This window comes from Streptococcus sp. SS4 (assembly GCF_030440125.1).
Taxonomy (GTDB): domain Bacteria; phylum Bacillota; class Bacilli; order Lactobacillales; family Streptococcaceae; genus Streptococcus.
The window spans coordinates 114,660-128,995 of sequence record NZ_JAQFJM010000004.1; the positions used below are offsets into that span (position 1 = coordinate 114,660).

Sequence of the window (14,336 nt, forward strand, 5' to 3'; positions counted from 1 at the left end):
TACCATAGGCGGTAGATAACTTCTTCACCAATAGCTCGACAGAACGTGTTCCAAGCCTTGCAGGCACTTTATTCTGAGTCGTTAAGAAGAATGCTTTATCTGAATCACTTGCCAAGTAGACAGATATTTACAATGTCTCCCCTTCCACCTTTTTGAATGGGAGATAACGAAAAATAAGAAGACCTCGAAAGAGCTAAGAACTAGTTTATCAACTTTAAGGTCTGCTCAATAAAGTTATATGTCCTAACACTTCTTTTTCCAAAAAAAACTGTTAGTCAAGGGCTAACCATTGTTCGAGGAAGCTATGACACTTACCAAATTAACAATCTCATCAAGTATTTCAGAAAAAGAAATCCCTTTTGTGTAACTATATTTATTTGAATAGTTTTGCCATTGTTGTTGTTGAATAGGGTCAGTTTTGAAAGATTCCATAAGTTGAACGATTTCATTATAGTCAAGTTCTGTTTCACGATAAGAGAAGGTTCTTTGACAAGCAACATTTAATTGTCTAAAGTCAATGTCGTTTTTCTTCAACTTAGAAAGGATATAGACATCGTAGAAATCTTTGCTGCGGCTATTCAAAAAGTTTCTTGAGTAAATAGTTTGTAACTTTTCAGCCAAGATGGTTTCAATTGTGTAAGCTATGATTGAAAAGCTTTCATCGTTAAAAATAGCTTTATAAGCATAGGTTACAGGGTGAGGTGTGACACTATCACCGGTCGCAATATCTAAATGAATAATTTGTTTAATATTTTCCAGTTGACATAATATGGTTGCTCTATAACCGCCATAATTATCACTTTCTTTGATAGATGATATAGATTGAATAGAAAATTGAATATCATCTTTCGATTCGGTTAAAATTTCTTCTAGTTGCTGTTGAACATTTTCTTCAGATAAAGTCTGCTTATGAAATAAAAAGTCAATATCTACCGTACTACGAGACTCAACACCTATGACATTCGAAAGTAAAAACCCACCCTTAAAAATATAGTGATCTGCATAAGAACTTTGACTTAGTTTTTTCAAAATAATTTCGAGAAAATAATAGGTCATTACTGAATTAAAAGTTAACCCTGTTTGTTTTGAAATTTTATGACAGAGAGCTGTTAACTTTGCTTTGTTCATAGTAGCACCTCCAAGGTTCGTTTAACTTCATCCGATATATTTAATTTTTGAGCATATTCATAGAGATTTACAAGATTTTTTTTAGGGAAGCTACTATACGTTTGAAGTGTTTTAACAAAGAGCTCGGTATCAATCTTATCTCTATTACGGATAAAATCACACAAAACACGTTCAAAATCATAAATATTAACAGTATTTCCCATGGAAGTTTTTACTCTAGTGATACCAAGGTTGAAATTCTCTTTTGAAACACTGTGAATATTGATATTTAAGGGTGCATTCCTAAAACGGTATCCCTTGGGAACTGTTACTTCAAAATATTGTGGAATTTCATCTGTAAGTCCCTGTAAATAAAGGGAAGAGATGTATGAAAAGACAGTTCTAGGATAACGATATTGAAAGAAATAGTATTCATCATAGTCTCCATTAGCAGATAAATAGATCCCTTTTGCAATCCTAAAAATAACTCCCTCGTTCTCTAATCTTGATAGATATATGGTAGGAATACCAATTTTTTTACAATCCTTGTAGGTAATCATGCCATTGTTCCTATCTAGATAGTCAAGTAACAGTTCTTTTTTTGACATACCTGTCCCCCCTTTTGTTGCTTTTGTACTACAATTTTAGCAATTTAGAAGTACAAAAGCAACATTTTAAATGGTATCCAACATCATTTATTATTCTCTTACTATAAATAATGCCAAAAATCTAACATTTCATTTTCTGAATGGGAAAAGCTACCGTACTTTTTGTACGGTAGCTTCTATAACCATGATGCCGTTTCCCCATAAGAGAGTAATGCACATAGGCAATCAGACAAATAATGTACATATACCCCGCTATAATGTGTATCCGGTATCTTTAAAAATTGGTGTGATAATAGTCCTACATCACAAATCACTCAAGGCTTCCTTAGTTGTCTCTGCAGCTACGTGTGCATAAACTTCTACCATTGCAGTTCCTTTGTGTCCTAATTGTTGGGAGACTAAGAGACTGTCTTTTGTTTGCTCATATAGACGTGTCGCAAGTGTGTGTCGCAATTTGTGAGGAGTAGTAGGTTTACCATAAGCGGTAGATAACTTCTTCACCAATAGCTCGACAGAACGTGTTCCAAGCCTTGCAGGCACTTTATTTTGAGTCGTTAAGAAGAATGCTTTATCTGAATCGCTTGCTGCGTAGCGTCCCTTCCTAATTTCTAAATAACGCTCAATATAAGGGATACCAAATGGAGCGATATTTACAACGTCCTTTTTCCCACCTTTTCGGATAACTGTAATCGTCCTTGTGGCCAGATTGACATCTTGCATATCTAGGTTGACTAATTCAGATAAACGGACTCCAGTTGAGAGTAGAAGTGCTATAACCGCAAGATCACGCTCTTTATTTTTGACAAACGATACCTGGGCACGTTTTGAGATTTTCTTTTCATGCTCATTGTCAATATAATCTAGGAAAGACTGTGTATCGTTTAGAAAGAGTTTTTCTTTCATGTTATCTGCACGACTAGCCAAGGTATCTTTGGGCTTCTTGATCTTCACCTTAACCATGACATTTCGATAGAAATAAGGTTCACCCTCATCATCCTCAGTTTCTTGGGTAAGATACTTAAACAAACTAGAGAGGGCATCTTTAGTTCGAATAATGCTGACTTCAGAGATTGAACGACGCTCAGTATTTTCCCGAAGGTAAACAAAGTAGCCTTCGATAACAGACTTTGGTAAATGGGCCAGCTCATTAATATGAACATCAGCAATCGTATTATAGTCTGCATAACGTACAGTTTTACCTAATTCCTCATGATCACTAATCAACCATTCAAAAAATCGTCTATATTCCTTTAAGTACTCATACAGCGTCTTGTAGCTATATGGAATAACGAGCTTTGCTTGATAATATTCCTTAACATACCAAGGCATAATCTCGAGCAACTCGTTTATATTTTTCATAAGTGTTTCTTGTTTCATATTAGCCTCAAATCTAACAATTTTCTTGTTAGTAGTAGTTTATCATAACTAATATGTGTGTTCAACAAATACTTATTTTCCGAACACATATTTTGTTCCTTAAATTTTTTCCAAAGTGATAAAAAGGATAACATCTTCTAAAAAAATGTTATCCTTTTAGTGAAAATTAATTACTTTTGTGGCTCATTCTATTTAAATTTTCTATCAGATCGTTTAAAATTAATATCTTTATCAAGAAGTTGGAGCAATGGAGTCACATGCTCTGGATTGGAAAATTTAGGTCCGAAAATAACTTGTTTTAATTGAACGGGCATATCACGTTCTAAATAAAGCTTCGCAACAGGACCACTATTATCAATTTTTATCTCCTTATTATCTGGAGTTAAGTCAGCATATCTTAAAATACGTAGCTCGGATTCATAGCTGTAGTCTGATACTTTAAAAAGATAACGTATTTCCTCGAGGCATTCCTCTACAGCACTGTACAGTAGTGTATTTTCCTTTATATCTCTCACAAGGGACTTAATAATTTTTAGGCAATAATTTATAATTTTTATTTCTGCTCCATTTAACATCTTATTATTATCTTTTTTTACCGCTTTTAATCTACCGTTGTTTAATGATTTTTCATCAAGGTAACAAATTCGATAAAGTAAGTCTTTTTTTGTAGAATCTATATCATTTTTTAATTCTTGAATATCTTTTTTCTCTTTCATCCACTCTGCTTCAGCCATTGACTTAACAACTTTAAAACTATCTGGTTTAAACACCAGACAGACACCTTCCGCTCTAGCACCATATTGCGACCACATTGCTAAATCATCAATTGCTGTTGTTAAACTCATCAAAAACCAAGGGCTAGGTTTTAAAGAAACTTCAAAATTATTAGATCTTCTTAATTTTAAATATCTATCTAGGACACTTCCTTCTTCTGGATCATTCATATACTTAACATTACCTAAGCGTGTCCTCCCTTTAATAGAATAAAGTTTTTGATTATCCCTACTTTTTTCGTTATCACTACTTTCTTCGTTATCACTACTTTGTTTTAAAAGTATCTGTAAAACTTCTCCTGAAGTATAGTGTCCAAAGTCTTCTTTTGAAAGATCCTTCAAAGATAATTGAAACTTAATTGTTTGTACCATACAGTATGCCTTTATGAATGGTTCAATATCATAACCTTTTTCTTCTAGACTATTTATTAGATTCATCAGTACAGAATATTTAGTTTCTCCTAAAGATACTATGTCCCCAAATTTGCTAAGCAATTTGCTCATAATTTGGGATTTATTGTTTGTAAAAGAACTAAAATTATCAGAGGAAGAAAAGATTTGGTCTATAATTGTAACAATAAGATCTGTTTTAGGTTCCGTTTTAGAATCTGTTTTAGGTTTTATTTTAACATTGGATAGTTCACTGAGTAGAATATCAAACCTATCTTCAGTCTTGTCTTTTTCTTCTTCAAGTGAACTTATAAGAAAATAGTTTATGTATTCCGAAACAAAATATGAAGATGACTCTCTGATAGATATCATGTCGTAATCATAATCTTCAGACGACTCCTCGGTAGGTATCCTTTCACAAAAACTGCGAAAAATTTCCAACACTTTCTTAACAGTCCTCTGTAGCTCTTCTAGGTTATCTTGCTTTTTAGCCAATTGCAACATAGTAAATATATATTCACCCGCTATATGCTCGAAATTTGGAAAACATTCGTAAACTTCTTCAGCTTTAGTAATGGTTTCCTCTAATTCGTTAAGAACTTCTTGTTTTTTGGCTAGCTCTCGGAGGAAAATAATATAATTGAAAGCTATAATATCATCATCTGAAAAATCTTGATAAATACTATAGGCTTTATCTGTAATTTCCCGTAATTCATCAAGATTTTTTTGTTTCACAGTAAAGTCCCATATAATTCCCAAAAAACTAAAGGCTATTCCTTTTATTTTTGAAAACTGTTGGTAAACACTCTGAGCTTCAGCAACAATATTCTGTGATTCTTCATTCAATAATAGGTACACAGAGGATATGACCTTCAGAAAGTCAACATAACTTTCTGCGATTTTTTCCGAATTTGGGAACTGTTGGTAAACACTCTGAGCTTTGGCAATAATGTCATGTGTTATTCCAATATCCATCTGGAATAAAACTAAGTTCCCCATAATGGACAAATATCTATTAGCTATAGAATAAGATTTTGGAAACTGTTGGTAGATACTATAGACTTTGTCAGTAATATCTTGTAGTACCTTAGTACAATCCTGCTGTTTAACGAATGTAATGATTCCCAAATATCCAGATAGTTTCTCTAGAATTTGAACACATTGTTCTGCTAATTCTAAATTATGATACTCCTGATAAATATCATAAACTTTAGTAGTATAAGCAATAACTTTATTTTTATCACAAAAATTCACATTATTGATTTCATGTAAGAAAACATTTATATCCCTTGGTATCACATCGGTAAGGTTATTTGTCTGCTCGTCATTCATGTTTTTTCTCCAAACTTTTTTAACAAAAATATAAAACAGCGTAAAAATGTAGCTTCAAAAAGTCGAACCAACTTATTATATCAAATTATATATCTAATAATTACCAGATTTAATTATTCAATAAAGAAACTCATAAAATATTTAAACCATATCAACTAAGAAGTAAACTCATCTAATACTAGTTTTTTTACAACTACTTTATGTTCCAAAATCATTACACTCAAAAAAGCTGATTCCTCAGCTTTTCAATCAATCATGGAGCTTAGTTACTTTTGAATCGCATCGCTTCATCGCTCTGCACAAATTCTCGTTGAGCATCTGTTAATTCCTCAAGTTCATCACAACCAATAAGTCCAAAGACTTCCATACCATCTTTTGTACTTACGATGTATGCCTCAAGTTCCCTAGCTTTGTCAACGTCTGACACTAAGTAAATGTTTTTTTTAGTCATTACTTCATCGGCCATTTTTATCTCCTTCAACCCTTTATTAGTGTTTAATCTTCCCCCAATTTATCATGTTGGGCCCTGAAGGCGTATAATGGATCAAAATCTGAATCAAGTTTATTGTTGTTGTCAGCTTGTTCAGCCATCTTAGCATTTAAACTATTTTCCATCCTCCCAATACAATCCATTACCTTCCTTATCATTGTAAGGGTTTCAGAAGTAATTTTCAAGACCTCGCTTGCATTTTCATTGTCTTTAATTGTATCTGAGCTTTTCATTCTCTTCTTTAGACGTTCTTCAATTTCGTCTAAACGTAGCTCTTTCATGCTTTGTTGAGGTTCTGCAGTGGCTGATACTGGCTCTAAAGGTTTTATGCTTTCAACCGTCAAATCTTCAATTTTTGTGACGTTCATAATGACCTTAGCACGTGATTCTTCTTTTCTATTATGACCTGGTATATAGATATAGTTGTTGCTACCAAAAAATGCTTGTTGGGTAATATCATTCTTAGCTAAACTTTCAAATAAAGGATCGTGACCCTCTACTAAACTGTTCGCAAAATAAATATTTCTCGTATCTCGGAAAAGTTGGGTGTTGAAAATAAATGGCCTGTTCTTAGGGAAATTATTGACGTGAGGAGAATGGAAAAAATGCTCTGTTGATAGATAATGTACGTAAGGGACCTTGCTGAGTAGCTGAGACAAAGTGTTCGTATCCATTTGAGCCTGCTCATCAAAGAGGAAGATATCTGTAATATGGCTTGTTGGAGACGTTACTAACTCAATACCCTTTTTTAAATAGCCAGCTAACAGAACGGCATGTTTTTTCTCATCCTCTAGGTCTGCTTGATTGTGGGTAATAGTAATCTTAGCTTTATCTTCTAAATACGATAAAGCATTCCAAGATATATGTGACTTAAACCCCATAATAGCTACTCTATGATCTTTAGATTTTGCAAAGTTAGTCAGCTTGTGAAAAAAGGGAGAGGCTTCAAAAGGAGATAGGACGTAGGGATCAATATAGATATTAAGCATCAGTATCACCTTCTTCTTGATTTAACTCTTCTAGTTCGGCATCTTTGATTAGTGGACGCTCATTAAACGCTTCATTCATTCTAAAAGGCATGTATTTGGCCACACGACCACCATCAGTTGTATTTTGACTTCTGATAACAACAAGAGACTTATCAATCCCTTCTTCTGCAGCAAGTTCTAGGTTGAGGAAAATAATGTTATTGAGGTTCTTGTAGCCACCATTTTCAATAAGCATATACTTATCTTCAATTTCTTGAATGTCGTCAAAATTATCAACGATAATCAATAGATAACGTTTGTTGCCTTCTTCATCTAAACCATCCTCGAAACGTCCAAAGTGTTTAAAGACATTGAGCAATTTATCAAGATCACTGGTATCACCTACATTGGTTATATAAGGATACACATCAAAAAGATTTTTTGTACCGTCATCTTCCTTTTTATTGAGAGCTAACTGACCGATAAAGAGATATCTAGGAACATGGACTGTATACGTACGCTCTTTCTTCTTCGCCTTTTTAGCTTGTAATTCTGATTTTCGTTTCTCCATACCAGAAAGAGGACTTGTCCCCTCACTCTTTTCTTGTGTCTTTGTCACTGTATACGTGAACTTCTCCAGTTTTGACGTAGGAACAAAATAGGCATAGTTTTGATTAAATTTGAAGTTCTGATAGGCATCTACGACCTTCCAGTATCGAATAGGAGAGTAGTTATCTTCTTCCCGAAGAATATCTTTCCATTTATAAGTGAAGTTTCTGCTGATCTTATTTGCGAGTAAGAGCAGCATTGTTCCATGACTGTAAATAGAGTAACTTGTCGCAAGAGCCCCTGGAGTGTCTTCACGTTCGAACTCCCACTCTTGAATTAAGTAAAACTCTCTGAGTCGTTTGAGATGAGGTTTGATTTTAGGAATCGGTAAACCAAACTCCCTAGAAATTTGAAGTAGTTGAACATTTCGGAAAGTAGCTATAAATAGTAGGATATCCATATCTAACTGGTTTAGTTGCTTACTAATTAACTCATAGTCCGTTTCTTGACTATAGTTGATTTGAATGATGTAATCCTCTTGAAGTTGCAAATGGAAAGGAAAGTCATTGTTTGGGTATACTTGTTTTAGTAATGGTATCGAGGCATACTTATTATAATAGTCGTCCGAAAATCGAGAAACAGTATTCAATGTTGCTTTTCCATCGATTGTTCTTACCCCAAAACGACGTAGTCTTTCATTGAATTTTTTAACGAAGTCTTGATAGGCTTCCAGTGCTTCATCAGAAGGCTTTTCTCCTGTTTCAGATAATCGAACTGTCCCATCAGGCATGAGAGTGACTTCTTCCCCATTAAATTTTTTCTTCGGATAAAGTGGAAGATTGATTTTCTTAGCAATATTTTGTAACCATTTTTTATTACCTGGTGTTCTTGTCATTTGTCTAGTCCTTCTCTTCAATTTTTTGGAACCATTATACTAAACCTCATATACCTTTTTTAACCCAGTGACACCCACACACAAATTAGAACTCAAAACCAAGAGCCATATTGATATACTTCTCTAATAATGTATACTTGATAAATTGCAAGAATAAGTGCAACATTTACTCGAACTCTTCTATTAGGGCTTCACAAGCAGTTCTGTAAGGTAAACATTTTCGTGGTCGGTGATTGATATCATATAACGCCTTGTTCAAAGCCTCATCAGAGATAGTCGCTAAATCTGTTTTCTTTGGGAAATTGGCGTACCAAGCCTAAATCTTCCAAGTGTTTCTTTGGGTTGTCGAGTTTTTCCTTTATGGCGAAGGACGCTCAAATCCAGATCAATCAAACCAGCATAGAGCCAGTTATAAATAGTTTTAAAAGCTACCATTGGCTTTTGTTCAAGCTGATAGCGGACCACAAATCTGTTCAGGCGACCAAGAGAATTTTAAACCGTTCTCAATTTCCTTTTTCAACTTTGGTGTCAAACAAGAATTTTGACCTTTTTGCTTAGCCCTACGGTTGCACTGTTCCTCTGCTGGGACTACTCTGTTTCCATTCATAAAATGCAGAACACGTAATTCCGAGCAGATTGCACATTCAGCTAATGCTTCAACCTTATTTCTGTTAAAGCATTCAATCGCTAAGCATTTTGATTCGTGGCGCTGTTTACCTAACCTCGTCATCTAGTTTGTGATGATTCCTTTTGTCAATTAAACTTTCTTCGCCACCACTAATACATTTTTTACAAGTTCCATTTTAAATTCTTTTGAATAGGAACGATTTTTTGTTTTCTTTGTAAATCCTAAAATCCCATATTTTTTATAGATAGCAGCCCAATCTTGAATCGCCCTTGTGGAAATATGGAGACAGTTACGTATTTCAGATCTGGAACAATTACCATTAATATAATCGATACAAGCTTGTTCTTTCTCGAATGGAGTGAAATTTTCTCATCTAGACATAAAAATACCTCTTAAGTAGATTTTAGGTATTTACCATGTCTACTTAAGAGGTATCATATCAGAACGAGTGTTTTGCTCTTCGGCTGAAAGCCTCTGCTACCGGCCGAGGCCAAAAGGCCTACCGAATGTTTTCCCTTCAGCACCACCTTTACTAGCTGTCCCGACTAGCGGGTCTAATCAAGACTACTTTCTTTTATTCTTCTCACCTGTAAACGGATCATATTCCTCGAAAAGACTGAGCTGATCTGCTATCACGTCTTCTTGTAATTGATTACGAATATATTCTTCAAGTCACTTCTGATTTCGCCCAACCGTATCAACATAAAACCTGCGACACCAAAATTTGCGGTTCCCATATTTATAGTTTAGATTAGCGTGTCGATCGAATATCATTAAGCTATTTTTACCCTTTAAATATCCCATAAATGAGGAAATAATTTGTTTCGGTGGTATACTCACTAACATGTGAATATGATCTGAGCAAGCTTCTGCTTCATGAATTTCTACGCCTTTTCTTTCACATAATAACCGTAAGATTTGACCAATACTTGCTTTGTATTTCCCATAGATTATCTGACGTCTATATTTTGGGGCGAAAACAATATGATACTTACAATTCCATGTAGTATGTGCTAAACTATTATTATCCTGTCTCATCAGGGGTCCTCCTTTTGTATATTAGTTAGTGGTCGGGAAACCTTACCTAATATAACACTTTAGGGGGACTTTTTTGATAATCAAAAGAAATTAGGATTCTCGCATCCCAAATCATACGCAAAATGTTATGTATACGGAAAAGTCATTCATAAATTCGAAAAAAATAATTCTAATTGGATTGAACTTGTTGTTAAGGACAATTTTGACTTCATAGTCAAACTCCAATATAGTAAAAAAATGCGAGTATCAGATATAAATTATGATGTAGGTGACAATCTATTCATATATGCTTTAATTATTTCAAGCGAAAAAAAAATAAATAAAAGCGTTTATACTTCAATCTCATAGTAGAGGATATGATAAACAAAACCAGTCTAAAATAGAAAAACAAAGGCTCTTTGTCAACTGTAGTGGGTGACGAAAAGCTAACATCTAGAGAGGACCGGATAGGTCCTCTTTTTATGTATGTTCAGAGTGATGAAGACACGTTTCTTAAAGTTAATGAAGTTTCTAAAACCGAATCCCAAGCGTTTGATGTCTTTGATCAACTTGTTAGTTGCTTCAAGTTTTGCGTTTGAATAGTCCGTTTCTAGTGCGTTTTTGATGTATTGCTTGTGTCTAAGGAAAGTCCTAAAAACAGTTTGAAAATAGTGATTAACCTTGCTCCTATTTTCCTCTATCAGATCAAAGAACTCATCTACTCTCTTCTCCTGAAAATGAAAAAGTAAGAGCTGATAAAGTGTATAGTAGTCGGTAAGCTCTTCTGAAAAGACCAATGTCTTCTCAACGACTTCATGTGGACTTAAGGTTTGACGGAAAGTCTTTGAATAAAAAAAGTTGAGAGATAGTTTACGGCTGTCCTTTTGGAAGAGTCGCCAATGATTTTTCAAGGCTCGATAGGGTAGTGACTTCTTATCGAATTGGTTCATAATCATAATTCTTGTCTTTAAAAAGGCACGACCAAGGTGCTGGATAATGTGGAAACGATCAAGAACGATTTTTGCGTTTGGAAAAAGTCTGCGGGCTAGTGGGATATAGGCTCCAGACATATCCATCGTGATAAACTGCACCTTTTGGCGATCTTCCAATGGATACTTTAAAAAGTAGTTTCGTATAGTGATTTGGCGACGATTATCAAGGATGGTTATGAGTTCGTTTGTCTCATAATTCTGTGCCACAAAAGCCAATTCCCCTTTCTTGAACCCAAACTCATCCCAGGACATAACAGCTGGAAGTTTGTCATAATGTTCCTTGAAAGTGAACTGGTCAAGCTTATGATAGACAGTGGACGTCGACACACGAAGTCTTCTGGCAATATCAGTTAGTGACACCTTCTCAGTCAGGAGTTGTGCAACCTTTTGTCGGACCAGATTTGAGATTTGGCAGTTTTTCTCAACGATTGATGTCTCAGCTACCATGACTCGTCTACAACTTTTACACTGAAAACGACGTTTCTTCAGACGTAGTAGGGTTGGCGTTCCCGCTTGCTCGAGAAGAGGGATTTTAGAAGGCTTTTGAAAGTCGTACTTGATCATTTTTCCATGGCAATGAGGACATGATGGTGCAGGGTAATCGAGTTTTGCTTGAATCTCGATATGAGTGTCAGTTTCAAAAAGAAGTGAAATCTTGATATTTTGGTCTTTAATTCCGATTAATTCTGTGGTATTCTTAATAAGTCTCATAAGTTCTTCCTAATGATGGTTTGGTCGCTTTTCATTATAGTTCTTATGGGACTTTTTGTGTACACTCAAAAAGCTCTATAATCTCTACAGTGGTTTTACCCACTACAGAAATTATAGAGCCAACATTTTTAAATTTAATAGTATTTTTCTTTAGTTACAATAATATTTTTACTTCTACCATATTCTCAATCTCATCACTAATATTACAACAAACAGAAAGAGAATACTTTTCATAAAAAGGTAATTCATAGAACTTGAAATTTTTCTCCCCAGTAACACAAATATTCTTGCTCCATAGCTCAGTAGTGAAAGAATTCATAGATTTAGCTAACCCTATTCCCATTGCTTTAACGAAACTTTCCTTTAGTGTCCAAAATCTATAAAAAGTTTTACACTTTAATACATCTGGAAGTTGTAAGAAAAAAATTTTTTCTCTGTCTGATAAAACATAATCTATTACTTCATCAAAATCAAAACTCTCATTATATTCCAAATCTATTCCGACTTCAGTATTACTAATCGCAACTGCTACCCAATCACCCGAATGAGTAATATTAAAATAACAATTATCAATTCCTTTTAAATAGGGTTTCCCATGATTATTTTTTAAAATTTTAACTGGGGTAAACTCATATATCTTTTTATTAAATAAAAGATATTCATATAAAAGATAGTATGCAACTAGGGAGCGTCTATAATCTAAAGACTTTTTATATTTTCTCGCTTCTTTCAAAAAGTTAAATGGGATACGATTTTCTAAGTGAATTTCATTTAATTTAGGATTATTTATATTTGAAAAATATATTATCATTACACACTCAACTCAAACAACTTATAAAACTCACCTCTCCTATCCATCAAGTCACCAAAAGAACCATCTTCAACAATGACGCCACCTTTCATAAAGAGAATTCTATCGTATTTTTTCAAAATGGTCTCATTCAACTTGTGGGTTACTACAAGTGCCGTCAAATCTTGAATATCCAAGATTGAATTTTCAATTTCAGTAGTTACTTGATTATCCAAAGATGAGGTAGCCTCATCCAATAATAAGATTGGTGTTTTTCGAATTAAGGCACGCGCAATACTAAGTCTTTGTTTTTGTCCGCCAGATAGATTTGAGCCATTCTCTCCACATAAAGTTTGTAGACCAGATTCATTTTCTAAAACATAACTTTCTAAACCTGACTGCTGTACAGCTTGCTTTATTTCCTCATCAGTGAAGGATTGATTAAGAGTAATATTTGCTCTTAAAGTATCATCAAAGATATAAACGTTTTGTTGAACAATCGTCATTAAGTTATAAAGGCTCTCTGCTGAAATAGCTTGTATATCTTGATTATCAATTAAAATATGTCCACTTGTTACATCATAAAAACGAAGTAATAGATTGAGCAAAGTTGATTTCCCACTCCCTGACATTCCTACAATTGCAATTTTTTCCCCTTTTTGAATCTTCAAAGATAAATGATTAAAAATTTTTTCTTCAGTATTAGGGTAAGAAAAGTCTATATTTGAAAAAGAAATAACATCATCAAAATATTCTTTCGTTTCACCGGTCTGAAGTCCAGTTACATCTTTTACCTCAAATGCATTAAGTGTTGCTTGCCCCTCACGGAATTTACTTATTCCCATTCCAACTTCATTTAGTGGCATTACTACAAAATTGACCAGTTGAACAATAGCTGTTACACTCCCAATTGTGGTAGAGCCATTAAATACTAAATACATCCCTCCACCAAAAGCTACCAAAAAAACAATCATCCCTGAAAGCTGGGAAATAACATTTGCTAAAACATCAAATTTTCCTTTTATAAAATATATCTCATCCAATTTTTCACTTTCATGACTATAATCCTCAAAGATAGCATCTTTCACATTAAAACTTTTAATAACAAGAAATCCTGCTAAAATATCTTTAACCTTAGCTAAATACTTCTGATCTGCAATCATAGCACTATTTTGTAAAGAGGCTGATTTTTGTCCAATAAATCCTGAAATCATCATCGGAATAATGCTAGCAATGATTACTAATAAGGTCAAAAACCAATTACCTATAAACATAGCTAGGAGTGAAAAAATCATTAAGGAAAGGTTTTTTGAAATATTAAAATACTGGTGTAGATAATCTTGCTCGATTTTCTTCATATTTTCGGTTAATACAGAAATAAACTTCCCTGATTTTTCTTTAGAAAAGTCTCTATAATCCCTATCTAAAATAGATTGGAAAACCTTGTTTTTATAACTTGACATGATTTGCCTAACAAGGTTATTTCTCAATCGAAGAGAAATAAAGTTGAGGCCCGCATAGATAAAAATAACAGCTGCTCCCACTAGTACCGCTTGAGTTAAGGCTTCTCTATTTTGGGACATGCCACTATCAATAATACCTTTAATAGAATAAGCAAAAGCAATATTAGTTAAAGGGACCAGTATATTAAATATCATGAAAGCATAAAAAGTCTTCTGATAGTTCTCTATCAATTGTTTCATTCTTAA

9 protein-coding genes and 3 pseudogenes are annotated in these 14,336 nt (G+C 33.9%); all 12 read right to left on the minus strand.

Annotation, left to right across the window (positions count from 1 at the left end; translation table 11 throughout):
* Positions 1 to 282 precede the first annotated feature (282 nt).
* Complete coding sequence (locus PCY16_RS04825) at positions 283 to 1,128, minus strand: nucleotidyl transferase AbiEii/AbiGii toxin family protein (protein WP_301354178.1); 846 nt, start codon at positions 1,126 to 1,128, stop codon at positions 283 to 285.
* Positions 1,125 to 1,715 (minus strand): type IV toxin-antitoxin system AbiEi family antitoxin domain-containing protein, encoded by a 591-nt coding sequence (locus tag PCY16_RS04830; RefSeq protein ID WP_073951075.1) that lies wholly within the window; start codon positions 1,713 to 1,715, stop codon positions 1,125 to 1,127. The genes PCY16_RS04825 and PCY16_RS04830 overlap by 4 nt, the downstream gene beginning before the upstream one ends.
* Positions 1,716 to 2,018: 303 nt before the next feature.
* Positions 2,019 to 3,092: a tyrosine recombinase XerS gene (gene xerS / locus PCY16_RS04835; RefSeq protein WP_073945549.1), complete on the minus strand. Its 1,074-nt coding sequence runs from the start codon at positions 3,090 to 3,092 to the stop codon at positions 2,019 to 2,021.
* A gap of 188 nt (positions 3,093 to 3,280) precedes the next feature.
* Positions 3,281 to 5,587, minus strand: a complete 2,307-nt coding sequence (locus PCY16_RS04840) for a DUF2971 domain-containing protein (protein WP_301354185.1) — start codon at positions 5,585 to 5,587, stop codon at positions 3,281 to 3,283.
* Positions 5,588 to 5,849: 262 nt separating this feature from the next.
* On the minus strand, positions 5,850 to 6,053 hold the full coding sequence (locus PCY16_RS04845) for a hypothetical protein (RefSeq protein ID WP_301354188.1): 204 nt from the start codon (positions 6,051 to 6,053) through the stop codon (positions 5,850 to 5,852).
* 29 nt (positions 6,054 to 6,082) lie between these two features.
* Positions 6,083 to 6,958, minus strand: coding sequence for a hypothetical protein (locus PCY16_RS04850; RefSeq protein ID WP_301354190.1), 876 nt, complete (start codon positions 6,956 to 6,958; stop codon positions 6,083 to 6,085).
* 100 nt (positions 6,959 to 7,058) lie between these two features.
* A complete protein-coding gene (locus tag PCY16_RS04855; RefSeq protein ID WP_301354192.1) occupies positions 7,059 to 8,489 on the minus strand; it encodes a hypothetical protein in 1,431 nt (476 codons plus the stop codon).
* Positions 8,490 to 8,655: 166 nt separating this feature from the next.
* Positions 8,656 to 9,072, minus strand: a pseudogene (locus PCY16_RS11240) (IS30 family transposase); the annotation flags it as partial.
* 609 nt (positions 9,073 to 9,681) lie between these two features.
* Positions 9,682 to 10,155: pseudogene (tnpA, locus tag PCY16_RS04865) on the minus strand (IS200/IS605 family transposase).
* A 432-nt stretch (positions 10,156 to 10,587) separates the two neighbouring features.
* Positions 10,588 to 11,837, minus strand: a pseudogene (locus PCY16_RS04870) (ISL3 family transposase).
* Between the two features lie 154 nt (positions 11,838 to 11,991).
* Positions 11,992 to 12,648 carry a 4'-phosphopantetheinyl transferase superfamily protein gene (locus PCY16_RS04875; RefSeq protein ID WP_301354195.1) on the minus strand — a complete coding sequence of 219 codons (657 nt, stop codon included), beginning with the start codon at positions 12,646 to 12,648 and terminating at the stop codon, positions 11,992 to 11,994.
* Positions 12,648 to 14,330 (minus strand): ABC transporter ATP-binding protein, encoded by a 1,683-nt coding sequence (locus PCY16_RS04880; RefSeq protein ID WP_301354197.1) that lies wholly within the window; start codon positions 14,328 to 14,330, stop codon positions 12,648 to 12,650. The genes PCY16_RS04875 and PCY16_RS04880 overlap by 1 nt, the downstream gene beginning before the upstream one ends.
* Between the last annotated feature and the right edge of the window lie 6 nt (positions 14,331 to 14,336).